Raw genomic sequence first — 16,573 nt, forward strand, 5'->3', positions numbered from 1 at the left:
CGGTGGACCGGCTCATCCTTGGAGTTAAGCGTAAGCTCTGAAATCGACATATGTCCAAGCCCTCTTTCGAGGCTGAACATCAATGATCAAGTGATGATCCGGAAGGTGGGGTCAGGACAGCGCTTACGATCTCTTGGTTGAGCGCGCAATTCAACGCCGTAAAAGGCTTGATGGCTGACGAGATAGTTTCAGAAATTGCGATCGACTCATCAGTAGGAAAAGCACTTTGTTGGTGCCAGTTGAGGCGACGCAAGTCGTCGTCGGAAACGTACGTGGTGATCAAATCCAAGGGTGGAGATGCCACGGTATGGGTTCCGATTGAATTGAGTGAGGCGCGCAAGCTAGCGGCGTACCTCGAACAAATTACGGCTAACGTTGAACCCCTTGCAAAACCTCCGTCCTCTTTGTGACCGTTTAAGTAAGCTTCACCTTCAGGCCCCTCACTGACAGAGGGCGAGGGGCTTTGCCCACTGCCGATATCGATTGCCGGCGTGAGCTTGCTCAAAGGTTGACCGTTTGCTACCGCTTTTTCCAGATGCGGTTGGAAGAAACGGCAGCGATGCAGAAGCTTGGCGGACGGCGCATATTTTTGGTTCTGTTGCTGGTGATATTTGCTTTTGCGGCGTGGGATTGGCATCTGAATGACCACATTAGCCGTTGCTTGGACGACTATGATCCCGCTTACATTGCCGATGAAAAATCTCGCAATACCGCCTGCGGAAATTGAACCACGCTGGATTGGGCGCATCAAAGCTAAGCTCCCACATTTGGTGGGGGCGATGGCGAGAACCCGGATCGAATATTGGAGTTATGGTCCATTGGCTCAATGGAGGCCGAATGCCTAGGTACTACTTCCATGTCCGAGAGGGCGGTGTCCTCGGGAAAGATCCTAAGGGAACTAAATTTGCCAACCTCGACGACGCCTACAATTATGCCGTCAAGGCCGCGCGGGAGGTAATTGCGGAGGTGGGTCTGGCCAACGACGTTATTGACGTGACCCGTTTCGAAATCACCGCCGAGGACGGGACTGTGCTTCGGGAGGTGCTGTTCCGATCCGCAGTTCAGCTCGACTAGTCCACCCGGTTTCGTTGCGGGTGGTGGGCATGGGAAGCCGCTTGTGCATAACTCCAGCTTTGCTAAGAACACGCAGATCGTTGTGGTGAGAAGATGTTTATGAAGCTGGCGTGGTTGCTGTCGGTGATTGTGCTGTTCGCTGTCGGTCCTGCTGTGTCTGCCCCTGTTGATAGGATTTGGGATGTTCGGCCGGATGCACTCATCGACATGTTTCCAACGTTTTTGATGCCCGGGGAGTACCTGTTTCAAGAATGCAAGCAGGAGGAGGCTAACTTCTTTGCGTGCTCTTTGATTGTCTCCAAAGAGGTATCGTTTTCGGTGGCGAGTGCATCTAAAACAAGCAGCACTGATACCGTCGCACTGAATTGTTTCTGCGAGTTTCCCGCTTACTCGAACTACGCGTTTAAGCTCATGCGTGCTGCGACATCTGTGGACGAGGCGCAACTTGAAACAGTTTGGCGACAGCTCGGCGAGAAGGGCGTCGTGGTAATCGACAATATCGTCCTCTTGGCCTACCGGGACAATGGCGCTTCTGTCCTTATGATAGCCCTCAACAAGTAGAGCATCCGCAGCAGCCCCCACCGTTTGTGATGAGGGTGGTGGGGTGTCTGCCGCTGCCTGGAGGGCGGCGGTGAGGCCGAATTCCGCGCCACGGGCAAACGGAAACTGCGACCACTTCCCAATCGTCGCGTTGCCAGGTTCTGCCTGGGTAAATTGGATGTAGAGCTCTTGAAACGCGGTCACCGTCGTCCCTCCCTGATGATCTCGCCGGTCCGCTTGTCGTAGACCGTGCCGTCCATGCGCTGGCCCAGGCGCTGCGAGAAGCCGCGGCCGTCTGATTTCCCAAGCCCCATGTGCTTCTTCTTCACGCGAGCGATCTTCGATTTGACGCCCATCTCGACGGCGGTCTTCTTCCGGTGAGGTTCGCGAAGGGCTGGGAAAAGGTTGGATTCGCGATGCTGGCCGCCGAGTATGAGCGCCATCTTATGGTCAAGGTCCCACTCATCGCGAACCGGGTCGATCTTGGCGCCGTTCAGGTGGCAGATGCCGCCCTCGCGCTCGAAGACGCGGACCTTGACGCGGTCCGGTACCTTCTGGTCGTGGTGCTTTGCGACCCATTCCTCCGTCGACCGGCTCATCCCTTGATCTCCCTCAGAGCCGCGGCGCGAGCTTCATTGAGCTCGGACATGAGGTCGTGACTGCCGCCGGCGTCCGGGTGACGCTTCCCAGCAAGATCGCGCCATGTGCGGTTCAGTTCGGTGGTGGTCGGCATTTGGGTGTCGTGATAGCCAAAGACCTCGCGCCAGGAGCGCTTCGACGCAGGCTGCGGCGCCGGCAGAGCTGCGAACCCCGTGAACGTCGCTCGCACTAAAGCCAGTGTGCCATGGCGGAGCTCAGTGCGACGGGCCTCTACGATGTGGTGGATCGCCTGCAGGTTTGCCTCGACTTTCGCGTATCGATCGACAGGGATGCAGACGGTCATGCCGTCCCAGACGAACCAGACGGCCACGCCCGGATCGGACGGCTTGTCGGCGCCGAGCGTGACGTTGCTGGATATGACGACGTTCGCCAGAGGCTTGCCGCTATCGGCGGCGAAGCGCTTCAGGCTGTCCTTCACGTTGTTGATGGCGCCGACAAGCGTGGTGCGGAACTGGCCGGCCTCGCGGGCCGCCTTGAAGCGTGGCATGTGTTCAGGCCACTGGAGTGGATAGGGGATCATCGCGTCCTCCTCCGCTGCTGCTGGGCGTTCCAAGCCTTCTCCCGCTCGGCGTATTCTTCAGCCTTCTTCGTCAGCACCATGAGGGGCTTCTGGCTGTAAGCGGCGAATCCGTGATTGATCAGGTAGAACTCGGCGTCCCTGTCCGTCGTGGCGATCGGGTTGCCGGAGGAGTGGGAGCGCATGATCAGGGTGTGGGCGAGGGCCATCATGCTGCACCGCCCTTTGCCAGGAATTCGTCCAGCTTCGCCTGTGCATCCGCGACGGCTTTCCGGGCATTGGCTTCTGCTGTAGCAAGCTCCAGCTTCTTGCATTCCTTGTAACGGGCCATGATGGAATCAGGCACGGTGATATCGAACTCGATGGCCTTTTCGACCCGGCGCAAAAGCCAGTATGGGCGATCAGGAGCGAACGCAGCGAAGCTATCCTGAACATCTCTCAAGATACGCTCGGCACGCTTGGCCACGGCCTCCTCCTCGCTGGCGCATGGAATGATCTCCCAAGAGCCACTTCCCGATCCATCAGAGTATTGATTTACCCTCCAGACCAAATCTCCGCCTGATGCCCCGAACAACGTAACGAGTTTCATGCCGCGCTTGCGCCCATATTCCATCTCGTCAAGGCGTTCGAGGCCAACGATCTTGTAATCTTCGTCGACAAGGACGAGGTGGGTAATGTTGCCGTCGATGAAATCTTCTAGGCGGTCGAGCCCTTCGTACTTCTTGAGTTTGGCGAGCCGGTCTTTTATTTGGCGCTCCGCTTTCACTATTTCGGCGAACCGGGCCTGATACTGGTTTTCAATGTCCGATAGCTTCGTTTGTGCTGCAATGAAGCGCTCATCGATGACAGCAACTGGCGCTGCCTGGAAAATCTTATCGACCAGTTTCGACGGCCCAACATCCTCGTAGAAACTGTCGTAGTGGTCCTCAAACCGCATGATCTGTGAAACGACAAATTTCCCATCGGTCGTGATCGCGTCGAGATAGACCTTCTCGCCAGCGGCCGTGAAATAAGTTTCTCCGAGTTCGAAATTCTCAGCCATCGCTCAATTCCTTCTCGCTAATGCCGGCGATGTTCGCGACGATTCCGCGCTTGCCGGCTTTGTCGTGTCCGAGCGTCGGAACCTTCTCCAACTGCTCGTAGATCCTGCGGGCCTTCTCCCGGGCTTCTTCCGAGAAAGGCTTGCCGCTCGGGACGCACATCTTCTGGGTTTCGAGGACGTGGAGGTTTTCTTTCCCGGCATGGGTCGCCGACCACAGCATGACGGCGACCGTTTTCAGCCAATCAAGATCGGCTTCGGAAAGGGTGGCAGCAGACGAGCCAGCGGGAGGGGAATCGCTGTTCTCGTCTGCTGCGGCCGACGACGCGGTGGCGGGGTCGTCGGCGGTATCCGGCGAGGAGGGGACGTCGCCGGAAGCGGGTTGATCGGGGTCAGGCTCGGCGCCGATATGGGCCGTTTCCTTCTTGAGGGTTCCTACGTCCACCCTGGTCATGCGGCTCAAGAGCTCGGTCATATTATCGAGCGCATCTTGCAACTCCGGATCTTCGAGTTCGGAGAGGCTGCGCGGGTATTGCATGAACTGGCCGCCGACCGTCTTCGACAGGTTGACGATACCGAGCGAGAGCTTGATCGCCTCGCTGGCTTCCTCCTTCGTCTTCCACGGCGTGTCGCACTGCTTGACCACCAGGCCGAGGATCGCCCACCACTTGCGGATTAGGACGCGGTCCTTCTCCTCGGTGAAGCGGACAAACACGACTGTGCCGCGCCGGTAGCTATTGAGCCGCTCGGCGTCGAATTGGCCAGCCGGTACGAGCCGTCCGCCGTCGATGGTCATGCGGAGCGCGGGGAAGTCGCCTTTGGTCATGCGAACCTCCCTTGTCCGTCCATCCTGCGCGTCGGTCGCGCCAGGACCTTCTCTTGAAGGCGGTGGATGCCGTGGCGGAACTCGGAGATGTCGTCGCCGTGCTGGATAGGAAGCTCAAGGAAAGCGTTCCATGCTTCGACCAGAGCGGCCACCACGTCATGTTCCTTTTGGGTGAGCTCGCGCATATCAGGCTCCGATTTCCTTCAGGCGGCGGTTCTTGATCGCCTTGGCGATGCCCTGGTTGACATCGTCACCCTCGAACACAGCGAGCGCATCGCGGGCGGTCCAGACGTCCTCGACATCCTCCGCGGTCGCTGCCTGGGCCATCTCTGCTTCGAGTGCTTCGAAGAACGCGGTGGCATCGACTTCCTCAGCCGGGCTGTCGGTGTGGTCGCCTTCCTGCTGGTCGTGCTCGATCACCACTCCGTCGGCGTCGACGACCGTCTCCTCCGGGACTGGAGGCGCGGGCGGCTTCGGCGGAGCTGGCGGCTTCGGCGCCTGAGGCGAGACGTCCTTCATGTCCGCAAATCGGGAACCCTCGTCCTCGTCATAGATGCCGGAGAAGCCGAACGCGTAGCGAGCTGCCTGGATCATCGCCTTATGGCGCAGCATCCGGTGCTTCATCTTCCACGGGTCGGTACTCCGGATGCATTCCAAGAGGTATTCCGTGACGGTGACCGGCCGGCCGCGATCCTTGCGGTACATCCGGCATGTGCAGGAGATCAGCGTTCCGTCTTCGGCGTGCTCGAAATCGAACTCAAAACCGTCACATGCCGGGTGAGAGTTGACGAGGTTAACCCACCCGTCGATCGAGACGATCGGCACGATGCCGCCGCCCTTGGCCGGGAAGGCATAGATCTCCTTCAGCAGCGGGTTCAGATCGTACTCCTTCGCGACCATGATGAAGGCCGCGAATTCCTCTGGGGTGGCTTTCGCCATTCCGCATGTGTTGCGCACGGTTGCGGAGAATTCGGCGGGCTGGAGGCCGTATTTGTCCGCCATCTCGACGAGGAGCGGCTTCGGCGCGTCTGTCCGGGCGATCGCGTTCATCAGAAATCCCACTCCGACTTGGTGTTGGCGGGCGCGGCTTCGGCTGGCGCCGGATCAGCGCGGGGCAGGATCGGTTTCGAAGCCATTTCGGATTCGGCCTTGATCTCGACGACCTCGACCTCGGTCTCGCCGCGCTTGGTCTCAACCATGACCTTGTCGCCGACGGCTAGTTCGAGCTCGTGCGGTATCAGGTAGTCGTAGGTCTTCTGGTCGTCGCCCTTCTGCCACTTGAACTTGACAGCAGCGACGGCGAGGGCGGGGGTGAGTAAGTCGGTCATCAGCGCACCTTTGCTGCTTCGGTTGTGGTGATACCGGGAATGGCCGTGCGGCCGGCGTCGAGCGCGCGCTGGGCGAGCTTCCGCAACAGGTCCTGGCATTCAGGATGGTTGGACATGTAGGTCGCGAGAGCCGGCCAATCGGTGACCTGGTCGACTACGATCTTGACGCTGACGGACGCTGCCTTGCCGTAGGTGGCGCGGATCTGGCCGACCGGCTCGGGAGGCGGTGCAGGCTGTGTTTCGACCTTCGGGGCCTCCAGCACCTCACCTTCGGGATGTGCGGCACGAGCGGCGGCCTCGGCGGCGATACGGGCCTCCTCAGCCTTCCGCTCCTCCTCGCGCCGCTTACGGAGCTTCTCGGTCTCATAGGCATCCATGGCGGCCTTGACGGCGTTGGCGCCTTCCTTGGCCGACTTGACCAGCGGCATCCAATGCTTGTCGATAACCTTGCCGGCTTCGAGGTGCGGACGCTTGAGCTCATCGCGCTTCTTGTCAGCATCGCCGGACAGCTCGTTCAGCCGGTTGCGGAGAGACTGAGCCTTCGACGCGGTCGCGTCGTCGGTAATCTTCTTGTAGGCGTCGATGCCCTTGAGTGCGTTTTCGATCTGATCCTTGAGCACGTCGGCTTCGTCGACCGGCGCGGAGTTGTCCCCGATGCCCGGTTCCGGCGGCTTCACCTGAGCGGCAACGGTCGCGTCGTCATCAGGCCAGCCCTTGCCGTCGATCGCGGCTTCGTATGCCGCATGGCTGATCGGGTGACGGCAGCAAGAGGTCCAGATGTCCTCAGCCTTTACTTCGCGGCCGGCGCGATAGGCCAGCCATGCGCCGTCTTCCTTCCAAATCGCAACCGGCTCGAACGGCTTGTCCTTGCTGTACCGGACGCGGAAATATCCCTGCTGCGGGTCGCTGTCGTGGACCGGCAGATCCTTGCTGCCAATCTTGGACGGATCCTTGAGGGCGGTCTGCCACCACTTCCAAGGGTCGACGATCTTGAGCGCAAGCGCGCCGATGGACTGCTCGGTCATTCTGCAGCTTCCTGATGTTCGATTGTTTCGAGGGGTTCGACGCGGAAGCCAAGGATGGCTGCCATCTGCCGGAGCGAGCTTTCGATCTCGCGGCGGTGGTAATCCGCCGCGTCCTTGCCCTGGCTCTCACCGCGCCAGTAGGCGGTGTGGGCGTGGTTCGCGATCTCAGTCGCGTGGCCGGAAATGCTGATGAACTTGATATTCTGCATGGTCTTCACTCCGCTGCCATCAGGTGTTGCTGGGACAGGCGGGGAAGGTCGAAGCCGGGCCGGCGGTACTCGACAACATCGGCATCAAGTTCATTAGCCAGTTCGACAGCCTCGGCTTCATCAGTGAAGTCGTCGGCGAGCGTGCGGCCCTGAAGGTCTTCGACGCGGTAGCGGGTAACGAATGCCATTGCGGATCCCCATCCTGAAACTTCGCGGGCACTCGGTACTGAGCCCGCTGGCGCCTTCGGTTTCTTCGTGGCTAGGCCAGATCATTCCGTCGGCTGATGAGGAAGTTGTAGCGGTAAAAAAACCGCTATGCAATAGACGGCGGTAAAAAAACCGACTAAAACGTTTTCATGGATCAAACTGCGAAGTTGGAAACGGGCAAGTGGCTCCGGCGTCGAGACGCTTGGATGCGCGCGCTCGTCGGGAACGAATTCGTTAGCCGAAATGGAAAACTTGTCGGTATGCACTTGGCGCTGCGCCTGAGCGCGAAGCGGCCATTCTGCTATCCGGCTATGAAATCTATCGGGAAGGCGTTGGGGATTTCGCCTCGGCACGTCGCGAGAGCGCTCAAGGAATTGGAGGTCGAGGAGTGGGTGAGGGTGCGCCGGCAGCCGGGACGATCGAGCGTCTACAGCCTTGACCTATGACACCGGTGTCATACCCACCTATGACACCGCTGTCATACGAGATACGGAAAGGCTGAAATACGGAAAGAGTCTATCTCTTTCTCTTGTTCTTGCTCTGAGGGGAGTAGTTGGAAGGGTGGGAGGAGACTAGAGGCCGGATAAGCCAAATCGGATGAATGCGAACGTTGCGCCCATTATGGCGAGGACCATTCCCAAAAGCTGAAAACTGCTCGGCATAGCCGAAACGCGTCCCTTTATCTCGGCAACGTCCTTAACGAGGGCCTTCAGATCTCCCTTGATTTCCTTAAGGTCACCTTCGAGTTTTTGAACCCGGGAATCCAACTCATCACCTCCTGGTGGCTCGCCGCTGCCGAGCGTAAGGTCGTTGTCGTTACTGGTCGCGAGGTAGACCTTTGTGACTTTAGCCATTTTCCCTCACCCAGTCCTGAACCATTTTGGCTGAGAACATCTTCATATAACCGCAGTTGCGGCACCCTAAGGTCTGCACTGGCATGACTTTGTCTGTCCATGCGCCGGGGATTATGCCTACCTGAAGATGGGGATTAGGCCGATCGTCACCCACCGCTTGACTCGTGAACCAATCGTTGACCCCACACTCGGGGCACGGCTTCTCAGGAGCTTTCGCGGCGAGATAGGCTACAAACTGATCATGCGTGACCCTGTCTTTTTCATCCATAGGGTCCGGCTCGTCTCGCCCAGGTTTAGTCAAGTTTTACCCCTCATGAATCAAGCGTTTGCGGATATTTAGATTCCAGAGCCTTGAAATGTCTCTACCGTTTGTTCACTATTGGTTCTTGTTTAGCGTGTGGTGGAAAAAGGCATGTCGCGGATTGCGGATCGCATTCAATTGAAGTTCAAGACCAAGAACGAAGAGATCGTCGCCGGACTCTTCGCGGCTGCCGGGGCAGATGCGCCCGCAGCTCCAGAGATCGTAATCAAGCGAAAAGCTGCTGAACTATCCACACTCATGGCGTTGGTACACGGCGGCGACTGGCGGGTTCAGATCGATCATGAGGCTGGCTTCCTGGCGATTGCTCGGCGTCTTTGATGTAGCCGTCGATCATTCTCCAGACCGGATTAACAGCCTCAGTCGGCAGCCCATCGATCACAGCCAGCAGACGCTTAACCTCAACTTCCCCTGATATTTTTTTCGGTGCATCCCTCAAGATGAGGCTATGGCCCATCGCTTCTAGGACAGCCTGGACGTAATCGAACTTCGCGCTGAAGTCTTTCCCTTCTTTGAGGCTGCGCTTCCAATTACGAATCGTCTCGGTACTGCCGGTGGCGCGCCGGGACAGCTCGGTCATGGTTTCACCGGTCTTGAACTCATGTTCATCGACCAGCTGCAGGATTTCTTGGACATCAATCATCGTGTAAATTTACCGATGAGCAGGATTTTTCGCGAGCGGTAAGAAAACCGTTGACATGAGCGGTTAATTTACCGATGATGTCGTCATGCTCAATATCGAACATCTCATCACCGTGGCCGACGAATATGGCCGAGCCGCTCAGGTCGAAGAGAAGACCGTCAGCAGCCGTGTCTTCCAGGACAGCAAAAAGCTCGGCGCGATCCGCGCCGGGTCTGACATCACGGTCGGCCGATACAATGCGGCGCTGGCTTGGTTCTCGACGAACTGGCCGGATGGTGCCGAGTGGCCTCATGCTGTGCAGCGACCTTCGGCTGAGGTGGCGGCATGAGAAAGCTCCCGCCAGATGAAAAGGTATTCGAGCTCCGCATAGGCGGCATGACCGTCAAGGAGATAGCCGAGCGGTACGAGGTTGGGACCGACATGGTCTACAATGCGATCCGCCGGCACAAGGGCAAGCCGACCCACGCGGATCAGCTCAAAGCCACAAATGACGACGGCCGCTTCACGCGAGCCAACTCGCAAGCGGTCGAGCACCGGGACACCGGCGACAACGTCGGCTTTCTCCAGCCTGTCAGTGTCTACAAGGTTCAGCGCACCAGCCTCCGGGAATGCGGCGATCTGCTCAAGGAGTGGGGAATCGGGAGGGGGCTCGCATGAGCTGGAACCACGACATCACCAGCGCCCCGCGCGACCAGCGCCTCTGGATGGCCTCCGAGTGCGGGAAGGTCATCCCAACGACCTGGGACAAGAAGCGCGAGCAGTGGGCCGGCTTCGCAACGAACGGCAAGCCGCCGATTGCCTGGCAGCCGTACGTCGTCCCGGAGCATCCCGGCAACGCGGTCATCGTTCACCGGCATACCGAGATCAACCTTCCGATCGTCGACGACTGCGGGAGTGGAGCATGACCCTCCAGCGCGAACCCGTCGGCCGAGACTGGCTTGCTGACCTTGGCAATAGGTTTGCGGAAGAGTTCCCAGACGAGCCCGAAAACGAAATTGCCCGCCGAGCTGTGGAGCGCGGCGTGGCTGAAGATCGCAAGCAGGTACAGAGGCCGGGGAGGCGCTGATCATGGAATGCACTTTTCAGGTTGGGCAGAAGGTCGTTTGCGTGGATGACAGATTCACGTGTGGATGGGATCGCATCGTCAAAACGCCTGTCAAGGGTCAGGTCTACACCATCCGGCAGCTCTTCACGTTCAAGGCCTGCACTGGTCCCGTCGTGACGATCATTCTCCTCGATGAGATCGTGAATCCGGTTCGGAAGTGGGACGCCGGGGTGATGGAGGCAGGCTTTGTACCTCGCCGATTCCGTCCCGTCGTCGAGCGCAAGACCGACATCTCCATTTTCACCGCGCTCCTGACCAGCCAGCCAGAACAGGTGCCGGCATGATCTACGTCTGCGCCTTCATCGCGTGGTTCCTCATCTCGGTACCGCTCGGCATGCTTGCCGGCGGGTTCGCTGCGGATGATCCTGGCATTACGAAATCCATCTCAAAACTGAAGAGCAAGGCGCGCCTCATCTTGGCGGGTGCTGTCCGCGCCGCTCTCTCCATCGTTCACTCTCCGTCTTCGGGCGGGCGCTGATCTCAAATCCTTCATGATCCTCCGCGCTTCCGACAGGGGCAAAGCTATCAGGAGCTCGGACCATGAAGTGGCAAGAAACTCACCATTTGGCGGCAACAAACGAAGCAGAGGCGAAAGCGACAATGTCAGCAGTAGACGCGTTCAGCCCGGAAGAAGCTCAGCTTTTCGCTGAGAAGATGTTCAGGCGCAGGTGCGAGGGCTGGGGTGATGAAACTCAGGCACTCGATGAGGTTTCGAGGTGGTGCGGCATGTCTCCCCGAAGCTTCAAGCGGCTCATGAAGGGCGAGTTCAAGGACTTCGGTCTCCGGTCATATCGACGGGTCCGGGGTGCCTTCCTCGATTTCAATCTCCGCCTCATCCACCAGCTTCAAAACGAGGTCAAGGCAGTAGAGGAGGCCCACGGAAATGCTCCTGTGGCGGATATTGCAGCAAAGCTGGAGGCTCTGGAAGCTGAAGCGCGAGCTGCGAAGGCAAGGATCAAAACCCATCCCAAACCAGCAAACCAGAGGTGAATGCGATGGCGACGGCCGGCAGTAATACCAAGCTCACAGACGCGGAACGGCAGAAGCTGTTCGCCTACCATTTCCGCAGGGAACTGGCGGCGGAAACCAAGCGACGGGAAGCGGCTGCCGAGAAGACGGTAAACCGTAAGGTCGCCAAGGCTGCCGACCCGACCTTTTCTGGCCAGAAGTTCGACCACTACCTTAAGGCCCACTTCGGCGAAGACGACCAGAAGCCGGTCGATCGCCTGAAGTCGGACCGCGAAAACCTCGAATGGCTGGGGCTCATCCCGACGACCAGCGGCGGGGATCTCCTCGCCCAGGTCGACCGCGTTGACCGCGAGCAGCTAATCCAGGCCAAGGGCTACAAGGCGGGACTGCTGAATCTCGATCGCCGGTCCGGCTACGACGCCGGCAGCTCCGACGACAAGCTCTGGCTGTCCTCCTACGACGCTGGCAAGACCGAATACGAGACGGAGATCCCCGACATCATGGCGCGCATCGAGGCGTCGGCTTCCAAGGAAGAACCGCCTTCGGAAGACGACCCTTTCGCGACCACGGGCGACACGGCCCACTGAGTTCCTCCAGGCGGCCATCCTCCTCCCGGCCGCCCAACTAGACGCGCGAATGCGTCACTCTCTCTCCCGGTGAAGCATGAGCATCAAACCAGTCATTCAGTCCAAGACGGAAAAGATACTCGAGCGTGAAGCGGTTTTGTACGGCGTCACCGCAACTGCAATGGCCAAGGCCATCGTCGAGACCGTCGCCCATGAGGGCATTATTCACGAGATCCTTGCCGATGTGGACCTTTCAAAGTTCTCGGGCCAGCCCGGGCGCCGGGTTTCTGGCAGGTACGAACTAGACGGACGGGCGGTGAAGCTCTCGGACCTGGCGGCGATGAGCGGCGTCAAGGAAGTCACCATACGACGTCGGATCAAGAACGGAATGCCGATCGAGCAGGCGCTCTCGGCAAGCGATATGCGGAAGCGGGAGGCGCGGGTATGAGCAACACCAAGTTCTTCGCCGGCAAGACAGTCGGCCGCCTGAAACTGATCTGCGAAGCCGTCGGCGGGTGGAAGTGCGAATGCTCATGCGGACGGGAACCGATCTTCTCGGAAGAAGCACTCGCCAGCGTGCGGTCATGCGGCTGCATCGTCATCCTGGGGCTCGACCTTGCCACGAATAGCGGATGGGCCGTGCGCTATAGCTGGCGCAACGCGGCGGCGATCAAGTGCGGCACCTTCAATGTCGCCGAGAACGACAGCGGCGAAGAGGTCTCGTGGGAAACCAAGTACGCCCTGACATCCACCCAAGTCTATAAGCTCATCATCGAGCACAAGCCGGATTTCGTGGCGATCGAGGAGCCCGAGCATCGGGTAACGCAGTTCAACAAGAAGAAGAAAAATCCGGTCACAGGCGCGATCGAGGAAAGCAGCACCATCAATCCGAACGCTCTGCAGCTCTCCGGCATATCCGGCGCAGCGATCGGCGTCTGCATGATGATGGGTGTAGCCTGCGGCACGATCCCGTCGCGGTCCTGGCACTCGAAATATCACGGCAAAGGTGTGAAGCCTGAGCCCAAGGAAGACTGGAAAGACGTGGCGATCCGCTCCTGCGAGCGTGAGCACGTCCCATTGCCGCCGACCAAGAAGGCGCAGCGCGACGCTGCCGAAGCCGTCTGCATCTCGGCCTGCTGGCACTGGTGCTCGGTCCTCGACATTTCGTGGATGCGCAAGCGTTGGATGGATCTCCGAACCGGCGCAGCGAAGGCGCTGGCACAGCGGCAGGCCGGGCAGGTGGCGGCATGACCCTACTCAATCACCAGCAACCCAGCTTCATTTGCAGCGGCGACGAAAGCCATCCGGGCTTCTTCGGGCTCGGCTCTCCCATCGAGGACGAGCATGAACATCCGGAGCGCCTCATGGAAATTCTCACCATCTTCCGTGGGCCACTCGTGGAGCAGGCAGTCTGCCGCGTCTCTCGTGCAGAAAATCAGGTCATGGTCTCCCGGCCCGTGCAGCTCAACCGAGACTGGAACGGCCCAATCAACATCGAACATCAAAAACCCTCAACTTCACGCGGCAACGTCAATATGAGCTTCTCTCGCCGCCGCAATGAACGCCCGGCGAACATCGTCCGGCTCGGCATCATCGTTAAACGACTTCAGGCATGCGAGAGTCGCGCGGGACATCGCCGGGCTATTATCCACCGGCCACTCGGTGGCGAGGACCTTGATGGCGTCGTGAGCATCTCTCACGACCCGGTAGCGGCCGTCGCCAGCGAGCCTGAATTTCACGGGGCTGAAGCCCATTCTTCTTCGAGTGGTCATAACGCAGTACCTCACGCGAATCACCCGACTCAACGAATCACTTTGGGACTCGTTCCGGTTGAGGTGTCGGCATGAGGCTCTTCCAGGATCTGTGGCCCTTCGGCGATCTCCCGCCGCACAGCTTCGACTTCATCATGGCCGATCCGGCGTGGACCTATCGCATGTACTCGGAAGCGGGCGAGGGGAAGTCACCGCAGGCTCAATACCGGACAATGAAGATTGACGAGATCAAGCGGCTGCCGGTCCTCGACCTTGCTGCGGCCGACACGCTCCTTTGGCTGTGGGCAGTCAACCCGATGTTGCCGCAGGCGCTCGAGGTGATGCGGGCATGGGGATTCGAGTTCAAGACGGCGGGCACCTGGTTGAAGACGACCAAGCACGGCAAGATCAATTTCGGGACAGGCTACATCCTGCGAGGCTCCAACGAGCCCTTCCTGATCGGCACCCGCGGTAGCCCCCGCACGGCGAGGAATGTCCGGTCTGGGTTCACGGGGCTCATCCGCGATCACTCTCGCAAGCCAGAAGAGGCCTACGCGGCGGCCGAGCGTCTGATGCCGCGCGCAAACCGTCTCGACCTCTTCAGCCGGACGGACCGCAAGGGTTGGACCGCGTGGGGCGATGAGGCAGGAAAATTCGGGGAGGCAGCATGAACGCGCTATCCAACCGCGACGTCTTCGACCGGATAACCGAGGACGATGCTTTCCAGGCAACTGAGTTGCTGCTCGCCTGCATCTTCAACGACAACTCGCTGCTGATCGAATGCGGACTTGAGCCGGATGATTTCGGCGAGGGCGTCCACCAGATCGCGTTCCGCGAGGCGCTGGCACTTCATGAGGGCGGGCAGCACGTCAACGCTGTATCGCTCAAGCCATTCATGCCCAAGCTGGTGAGCTCCAACCGGTTCGGCGACGTGACCCCGGCGAAATACCTCTCAAACCTGATGATGCTCGGCGCCGACCCTATGGTCCGCCGGAACATCGCTGGCGCCATTGAGGTGATCAAGAGCGTGTCGCTCGGTCGGCAGCTTGCCCGGGAAGCCCAGATCGCGGGCGAGATTGCCGCCGAAGGCCACACATTGCTCACGCTTGCCGATGAGATCGAGCACATGGAGCAGCGCCTCAAGGACCTCAAGGACCGCTTCCGCGAGACGACCTCGATCGCATCGCCGGGCGCCTCCTACCTCACCATGTTCGAGGCATCGGCCAAACGCGACGGCGTCCTCGGCGTGCCGATCGGTCTGCCGGAGATTGCCAAGGTGCTGTCGGAGCCGGTGTTCGAGGCCGGCAACCTTTACGGCCTGCTGTCGTCGTCAGGCGAGGGCAAGTCCAGTCTCACGATGCAGCTCATCTACCACGCGGTTAGCCACGGGCACCCGACGCTGTTCCTCTCCTATGACCAGTCTGCCGCCCAATGCGTCCGACAGATGATCGCCCAGGTTCACGAGATCAGCGTCCGGCAGCAGCGGGAGCCATCCCGCCTCATGACCGACTACGAGCGCGACAAATGCGTCCTGTTCGCCACCGAGATCAACAGCAAGCCCTTCGACATCATCCGTTGCCAGCGGGAAGGGGTGGACAAGCTCGTCGCCTATGCCCGCCGGTTCATCAAGAAGCGCGCAAATGGCAAGACGCCGTTCATCGTCATCGATCACATCGGGAAGGTGAAGCCGAAGAACGACAAGCTCTCGGCGGACAGGATTTCGGGTGAGGTCACCGTCGAGCTCAAGGCGCTGGCCGACGAGATCGGCGCCTCGGTGCTCATACTCAACCAGAGAAACGGCGAGAGCGGCCGCCGGCAGAACCCGCGGCCAATCGCCAAGGACCTTTACGGAGGCGAGGGGGCCAAGGCCGATTACGACGCCATCATGACCCTCTACCGGCCTGAGAAATACAAGAAGGAGATGGAGAAGGTCGCCGCCACCGCCCAGGACTGGAAGGTGATCAACACCGTGTTCGGATCCGAAATCGAGGGCATCGCCGAGATCGCGTCAATCAAGGTTCGCTTCGGCGACCCCTCGATCGTCGAGACGGTGAAATTCGAGGCCGAATACACCCGCTACGTCTCGCAGAAGCCCAAGCGCCAGCAGGAGGAGATGTTTTGACCTCAGTTAGACTCAATGGATTTCATTTTGGTGTGCAGGCTGTCGTTGTAGGTAGTGCCGTCGCCTCCGAAATGAACCCTTCGGTGGCAGTTTGGGCAAAGCGCGATAACGAACCGCGGATCGTCAGGTCCTCCGTCAGATACCCGGCGGATATGATGTGGCTCCAGGTAATCGGTACCGTTCGGGCGTTTGAACGGCGCTCCGCTGCCGCATCCTTCGCAAACGGCCTTTGCTCGCGCGAGAACGTAATCACGCACATCCGCGGACCGCTCATAGATCGTCCTCGTCCCCGTTTTAGCCGAGACCGTCGGTTTGGCTGCCGAAAAAGCGCGTGCGCGAAGAGTGGCAAGATCATCGAGCACAGGAGCGATCTTGTCATCGGCGACATGGACAACGGAATCCAGCGGCCGCAGTTCAAAGACGATCGCCTTGCGCATATTCCCGTCCCTGTCGAGGGCGTCTTTGGTATGCCAGCCTTGGCAGATCATCTCGTCTTTGAAGACGATATGGCGCGCCGGGTATTCCTTCTCAAAGAAAAGCAGCGTCTTCCCGTCAGCCAGGTGATCAGCAATCGCCCGGTTCCCACCGGTCATGGTCATGTCGCCTCTTTGGCCTTCGCCGAAATAGTCGATCAGCCCATCCGGATGCTGCCGGTCGTCATAGCCGTACTCCAATCCCCGCTGGCCGCTGATGATAAATATGACGTTGTGGCTGGCAGGCGTGATGATGCCGCTCTGCCTTTGCCCCCCGAAGCGGGCATGGATGTCTTGCCTCCGGTTGTAGGCGGTCCCGCGCTCAAATCCCCAGCTCATTCTCAAC

The 16,573-nt window shown here is 59.5% G+C and carries 30 protein-coding genes; 13 read left to right on the top strand and 17 right to left on the bottom strand.

Features of this window, described 5'->3' with window-relative positions; all coding sequences use genetic code 11:
- Window positions 1-79: 79 nt before the first annotated feature.
- Window positions 80-751 (bottom strand): hypothetical protein, encoded by a 672-nt coding sequence (locus C5L10_RS33645; protein ID WP_172717031.1) that lies wholly within the window; start codon window positions 749-751, stop codon window positions 80-82.
- 86 nt (window positions 752-837) lie between these two features.
- Here C5L10_RS33645 and C5L10_RS13995 point away from each other — a divergent pair, with 86 nt between their 5' ends.
- Both C5L10_RS13995 and C5L10_RS14000 read left to right on the top strand, forming a co-directional pair.
- Window positions 838-1,074, top strand: coding sequence for a hypothetical protein (locus C5L10_RS13995; protein ID WP_105430174.1), 237 nt, complete (start codon window positions 838-840; stop codon window positions 1,072-1,074).
- A 93-nt stretch (window positions 1,075-1,167) separates the two neighbouring features.
- On the top strand, window positions 1,168-1,635 hold the full coding sequence (locus C5L10_RS14000) for a hypothetical protein (RefSeq protein WP_105430175.1): 468 nt from the start codon (window positions 1,168-1,170) through the stop codon (window positions 1,633-1,635).
- 179 nt (window positions 1,636-1,814) lie between these two features.
- On the opposite strand, the gene C5L10_RS14005 is transcribed toward C5L10_RS14000, so the two are convergent.
- The 13 genes from C5L10_RS14005 to C5L10_RS14075 form a co-directional block, all read right to left on the bottom strand.
- On the bottom strand, window positions 1,815-2,213 hold the full coding sequence (locus C5L10_RS14005; protein ID WP_105430176.1) for an HNH endonuclease: 399 nt from the start codon (window positions 2,211-2,213) through the stop codon (window positions 1,815-1,817).
- Entirely contained in the window at window positions 2,210-2,794 is a 585-nt protein-coding gene (locus C5L10_RS14010; protein WP_105430177.1) for a J domain-containing protein, read from the bottom strand. Before C5L10_RS14010 ends, C5L10_RS14005 begins: the two co-directional genes overlap by 4 nt.
- A complete protein-coding gene (locus C5L10_RS14015) occupies window positions 2,791-3,003 on the bottom strand; it encodes a hypothetical protein (protein ID WP_105430178.1) in 213 nt (70 codons plus the stop codon). The genes C5L10_RS14010 and C5L10_RS14015 overlap by 4 nt, the downstream gene beginning before the upstream one ends.
- Window positions 3,000-3,833, bottom strand: a complete 834-nt coding sequence (locus C5L10_RS14020) for a hypothetical protein (RefSeq protein ID WP_105430179.1) — start codon at window positions 3,831-3,833, stop codon at window positions 3,000-3,002. The genes C5L10_RS14015 and C5L10_RS14020 overlap by 4 nt, the downstream gene beginning before the upstream one ends.
- A complete protein-coding gene (locus C5L10_RS14025) occupies window positions 3,826-4,626 on the bottom strand; it encodes a hypothetical protein (RefSeq protein ID WP_172717032.1) in 801 nt (266 codons plus the stop codon). Before C5L10_RS14025 ends, C5L10_RS14020 begins: the two co-directional genes overlap by 8 nt.
- A 26-nt stretch (window positions 4,627-4,652) precedes the next feature.
- The gene (locus C5L10_RS14030) at window positions 4,653-4,841 is read right to left on the bottom strand and encodes a hypothetical protein (RefSeq protein ID WP_105430181.1); all 189 of its coding nucleotides are present in this window, start codon (window positions 4,839-4,841) and stop codon (window positions 4,653-4,655) included.
- Between the two features lies 1 nt (window position 4,842).
- Window positions 4,843-5,706 carry a RecT family recombinase gene (locus C5L10_RS14035; protein WP_105430182.1) on the bottom strand — a complete coding sequence of 288 codons (864 nt, stop codon included), beginning with the start codon at window positions 5,704-5,706 and terminating at the stop codon, window positions 4,843-4,845.
- Window positions 5,706-5,984 carry a hypothetical protein gene (locus C5L10_RS14040; protein ID WP_172717033.1) on the bottom strand — a complete coding sequence of 93 codons (279 nt, stop codon included), beginning with the start codon at window positions 5,982-5,984 and terminating at the stop codon, window positions 5,706-5,708. Before C5L10_RS14040 ends, C5L10_RS14035 begins: the two co-directional genes overlap by 1 nt.
- Window positions 5,984-7,009, bottom strand: a complete 1,026-nt coding sequence (locus tag C5L10_RS14045) for a hypothetical protein (protein WP_105430183.1) — start codon at window positions 7,007-7,009, stop codon at window positions 5,984-5,986. The genes C5L10_RS14040 and C5L10_RS14045 overlap by 1 nt, the downstream gene beginning before the upstream one ends.
- On the bottom strand, window positions 7,006-7,218 hold the full coding sequence (locus tag C5L10_RS14050; RefSeq protein ID WP_105430184.1) for a hypothetical protein: 213 nt from the start codon (window positions 7,216-7,218) through the stop codon (window positions 7,006-7,008). Before C5L10_RS14050 ends, C5L10_RS14045 begins: the two co-directional genes overlap by 4 nt.
- Window positions 7,219-7,223: 5 nt before the next feature.
- Window positions 7,224-7,406, bottom strand: coding sequence for a hypothetical protein (locus tag C5L10_RS14055; RefSeq protein ID WP_105430185.1), 183 nt, complete (start codon window positions 7,404-7,406; stop codon window positions 7,224-7,226).
- A 591-nt stretch (window positions 7,407-7,997) separates the two neighbouring features.
- Window positions 7,998-8,279: a hypothetical protein gene (locus C5L10_RS14065; RefSeq protein ID WP_105430187.1), complete on the bottom strand. Its 282-nt coding sequence runs from the start codon at window positions 8,277-8,279 to the stop codon at window positions 7,998-8,000.
- 557 nt (window positions 8,280-8,836) lie between these two features.
- Window positions 8,837-9,241 carry a hypothetical protein gene (locus C5L10_RS14075; protein ID WP_105430189.1) on the bottom strand — a complete coding sequence of 135 codons (405 nt, stop codon included), beginning with the start codon at window positions 9,239-9,241 and terminating at the stop codon, window positions 8,837-8,839.
- Between the two features lie 85 nt (window positions 9,242-9,326).
- On the opposite strand from C5L10_RS14075, the gene C5L10_RS14080 reads away from it, so the two are divergent.
- The 9 genes from C5L10_RS14080 (at window position 9,327) to C5L10_RS14120 (ending at window position 13,132) form a co-directional block, all read left to right on the top strand.
- The gene (locus tag C5L10_RS14080) at window positions 9,327-9,569 is read left to right on the top strand and encodes a hypothetical protein (protein WP_105430190.1); all 243 of its coding nucleotides are present in this window, start codon (window positions 9,327-9,329) and stop codon (window positions 9,567-9,569) included.
- Entirely contained in the window at window positions 9,566-9,898 is a 333-nt protein-coding gene (locus C5L10_RS14085) for a sigma-70 family RNA polymerase sigma factor (RefSeq protein WP_105430191.1), read from the top strand. Before C5L10_RS14080 ends, C5L10_RS14085 begins: the two co-directional genes overlap by 4 nt.
- A complete protein-coding gene (locus C5L10_RS14090; RefSeq protein WP_105430192.1) occupies window positions 9,895-10,146 on the top strand; it encodes a hypothetical protein in 252 nt (83 codons plus the stop codon). Before C5L10_RS14085 ends, C5L10_RS14090 begins: the two co-directional genes overlap by 4 nt.
- Before the next feature lie 163 nt (window positions 10,147-10,309).
- Window positions 10,310-10,630 (top strand): hypothetical protein, encoded by a 321-nt coding sequence (locus C5L10_RS14095; RefSeq protein WP_105430193.1) that lies wholly within the window; start codon window positions 10,310-10,312, stop codon window positions 10,628-10,630.
- A complete protein-coding gene (locus C5L10_RS14100) occupies window positions 10,627-10,824 on the top strand; it encodes a hypothetical protein (RefSeq protein WP_105430194.1) in 198 nt (65 codons plus the stop codon). Before C5L10_RS14095 ends, C5L10_RS14100 begins: the two co-directional genes overlap by 4 nt.
- Before the next feature lie 62 nt (window positions 10,825-10,886).
- The gene (locus C5L10_RS14105) at window positions 10,887-11,336 is read left to right on the top strand and encodes a hypothetical protein (protein ID WP_105430195.1); all 450 of its coding nucleotides are present in this window, start codon (window positions 10,887-10,889) and stop codon (window positions 11,334-11,336) included.
- A 5-nt stretch (window positions 11,337-11,341) separates the two neighbouring features.
- Window positions 11,342-11,902: a hypothetical protein gene (locus C5L10_RS14110; RefSeq protein ID WP_105430395.1), complete on the top strand. Its 561-nt coding sequence runs from the start codon at window positions 11,342-11,344 to the stop codon at window positions 11,900-11,902.
- 76 nt (window positions 11,903-11,978) lie between these two features.
- Window positions 11,979-12,329, top strand: a complete 351-nt coding sequence (locus C5L10_RS14115; protein WP_105430196.1) for a hypothetical protein — start codon at window positions 11,979-11,981, stop codon at window positions 12,327-12,329.
- Complete coding sequence (locus C5L10_RS14120; RefSeq protein WP_245448000.1) at window positions 12,326-13,132, top strand: hypothetical protein; 807 nt, start codon at window positions 12,326-12,328, stop codon at window positions 13,130-13,132. The genes C5L10_RS14115 and C5L10_RS14120 overlap by 4 nt, the downstream gene beginning before the upstream one ends.
- Before the next feature lie 2 nt (window positions 13,133-13,134).
- Here C5L10_RS14120 and C5L10_RS34890 read toward each other — a convergent pair whose 3' ends face one another.
- Together C5L10_RS34890 and C5L10_RS34895 are read right to left on the bottom strand one after the other, a co-directional pair.
- A complete protein-coding gene (locus C5L10_RS34890; RefSeq protein WP_105430197.1) occupies window positions 13,135-13,383 on the bottom strand; it encodes a DUF982 domain-containing protein in 249 nt (82 codons plus the stop codon).
- Window positions 13,384-13,398: 15 nt separating this feature from the next.
- Entirely contained in the window at window positions 13,399-13,653 is a 255-nt protein-coding gene (locus C5L10_RS34895) for a DUF982 domain-containing protein (protein WP_105430198.1), read from the bottom strand.
- 71 nt (window positions 13,654-13,724) lie between these two features.
- Between C5L10_RS34895 and C5L10_RS14135 the strand changes: the two genes are divergently transcribed.
- Together C5L10_RS14135 and C5L10_RS14140 are read left to right on the top strand one after the other, a co-directional pair.
- Window positions 13,725-14,303: an MT-A70 family methyltransferase gene (locus C5L10_RS14135; RefSeq protein WP_105430199.1), complete on the top strand. Its 579-nt coding sequence runs from the start codon at window positions 13,725-13,727 to the stop codon at window positions 14,301-14,303.
- Window positions 14,300-15,754, top strand: a complete 1,455-nt coding sequence (locus tag C5L10_RS14140) for a DnaB-like helicase C-terminal domain-containing protein (protein ID WP_105430200.1) — start codon at window positions 14,300-14,302, stop codon at window positions 15,752-15,754. The genes C5L10_RS14135 and C5L10_RS14140 overlap by 4 nt, the downstream gene beginning before the upstream one ends.
- 2 nt (window positions 15,755-15,756) lie before the next feature.
- Here the strand turns inward: C5L10_RS14140 and C5L10_RS14145 are convergent, their stop codons facing one another.
- Window positions 15,757-16,566, bottom strand: coding sequence for an HNH endonuclease signature motif containing protein (locus tag C5L10_RS14145; RefSeq protein WP_105430201.1), 810 nt, complete (start codon window positions 16,564-16,566; stop codon window positions 15,757-15,759).
- Window positions 16,567-16,573: the final 7 nt, after the last annotated feature.

This window comes from Neorhizobium sp. T6_25, from assembly GCF_002968555.1.
Taxonomy (GTDB): domain Bacteria; phylum Pseudomonadota; class Alphaproteobacteria; order Rhizobiales; family Rhizobiaceae; genus Neorhizobium.

Bases quoted from the DNA above. Each gene is read 5' to 3' on its own strand.
- C5L10_RS13995 (WP_105430174.1), top strand. From the start codon at position 838: ATGCCTAGGTACTACTTCCATGTCCGAGAGGGCGGTGTCCTCGGGAAA.
- C5L10_RS14000 (WP_105430175.1), top strand. From the start codon at position 1,168: ATGTTTATGAAGCTGGCGTGGTTGCTGTCGGTGATTGTGCTGTTCGCT.
- C5L10_RS14005 (WP_105430176.1), bottom strand. From the start codon at position 2,213: ATGAGCCGGTCGACGGAGGAATGGGTCGCAAAGCACCACGACCAGAAG.
- C5L10_RS14010 (WP_105430177.1), bottom strand. From the start codon at position 2,794: ATGATCCCCTATCCACTCCAGTGGCCTGAACACATGCCACGCTTCAAG.
- C5L10_RS14015 (WP_105430178.1), bottom strand. From the start codon at position 3,003: ATGATGGCCCTCGCCCACACCCTGATCATGCGCTCCCACTCCTCCGGC.
- C5L10_RS14020 (WP_105430179.1), bottom strand. From the start codon at position 3,833: ATGGCTGAGAATTTCGAACTCGGAGAAACTTATTTCACGGCCGCTGGC.
- C5L10_RS14025 (WP_172717032.1), bottom strand. From the start codon at position 4,626: ATGACCATCGACGGCGGACGGCTCGTACCGGCTGGCCAATTCGACGCC.
- C5L10_RS14030 (WP_105430181.1), bottom strand. From the start codon at position 4,841: ATGCGCGAGCTCACCCAAAAGGAACATGACGTGGTGGCCGCTCTGGTC.
- C5L10_RS14035 (WP_105430182.1), bottom strand. From the start codon at position 5,706: ATGAACGCGATCGCCCGGACAGACGCGCCGAAGCCGCTCCTCGTCGAG.
- C5L10_RS14040 (WP_172717033.1), bottom strand. From the start codon at position 5,984: ATGACCGACTTACTCACCCCCGCCCTCGCCGTCGCTGCTGTCAAGTTC.
- C5L10_RS14045 (WP_105430183.1), bottom strand. From the start codon at position 7,009: ATGACCGAGCAGTCCATCGGCGCGCTTGCGCTCAAGATCGTCGACCCT.
- C5L10_RS14050 (WP_105430184.1), bottom strand. From the start codon at position 7,218: ATGCAGAATATCAAGTTCATCAGCATTTCCGGCCACGCGACTGAGATC.
- C5L10_RS14055 (WP_105430185.1), bottom strand. From the start codon at position 7,406: ATGGCATTCGTTACCCGCTACCGCGTCGAAGACCTTCAGGGCCGCACG.
- C5L10_RS14065 (WP_105430187.1), bottom strand. From the start codon at position 8,279: ATGGCTAAAGTCACAAAGGTCTACCTCGCGACCAGTAACGACAACGAC.
- C5L10_RS14075 (WP_105430189.1), bottom strand. From the start codon at position 9,241: ATGATTGATGTCCAAGAAATCCTGCAGCTGGTCGATGAACATGAGTTC.
- C5L10_RS14080 (WP_105430190.1), top strand. From the start codon at position 9,327: ATGCTCAATATCGAACATCTCATCACCGTGGCCGACGAATATGGCCGA.
- C5L10_RS14085 (WP_105430191.1), top strand. From the start codon at position 9,566: ATGAGAAAGCTCCCGCCAGATGAAAAGGTATTCGAGCTCCGCATAGGC.
- C5L10_RS14090 (WP_105430192.1), top strand. From the start codon at position 9,895: ATGAGCTGGAACCACGACATCACCAGCGCCCCGCGCGACCAGCGCCTC.
- C5L10_RS14095 (WP_105430193.1), top strand. From the start codon at position 10,310: ATGGAATGCACTTTTCAGGTTGGGCAGAAGGTCGTTTGCGTGGATGAC.
- C5L10_RS14100 (WP_105430194.1), top strand. From the start codon at position 10,627: ATGATCTACGTCTGCGCCTTCATCGCGTGGTTCCTCATCTCGGTACCG.
- C5L10_RS14105 (WP_105430195.1), top strand. From the start codon at position 10,887: ATGAAGTGGCAAGAAACTCACCATTTGGCGGCAACAAACGAAGCAGAG.
- C5L10_RS14110 (WP_105430395.1), top strand. From the start codon at position 11,342: ATGGCGACGGCCGGCAGTAATACCAAGCTCACAGACGCGGAACGGCAG.
- C5L10_RS14115 (WP_105430196.1), top strand. From the start codon at position 11,979: ATGAGCATCAAACCAGTCATTCAGTCCAAGACGGAAAAGATACTCGAG.
- C5L10_RS14120 (WP_245448000.1), top strand. From the start codon at position 12,326: ATGAGCAACACCAAGTTCTTCGCCGGCAAGACAGTCGGCCGCCTGAAA.
- C5L10_RS34890 (WP_105430197.1), bottom strand. From the start codon at position 13,383: ATGTTCGATGTTGATTGGGCCGTTCCAGTCTCGGTTGAGCTGCACGGG.
- C5L10_RS34895 (WP_105430198.1), bottom strand. From the start codon at position 13,653: ATGACCACTCGAAGAAGAATGGGCTTCAGCCCCGTGAAATTCAGGCTC.
- C5L10_RS14135 (WP_105430199.1), top strand. From the start codon at position 13,725: ATGAGGCTCTTCCAGGATCTGTGGCCCTTCGGCGATCTCCCGCCGCAC.
- C5L10_RS14140 (WP_105430200.1), top strand. From the start codon at position 14,300: ATGAACGCGCTATCCAACCGCGACGTCTTCGACCGGATAACCGAGGAC.
- C5L10_RS14145 (WP_105430201.1), bottom strand. From the start codon at position 16,566: ATGAGCTGGGGATTTGAGCGCGGGACCGCCTACAACCGGAGGCAAGAC.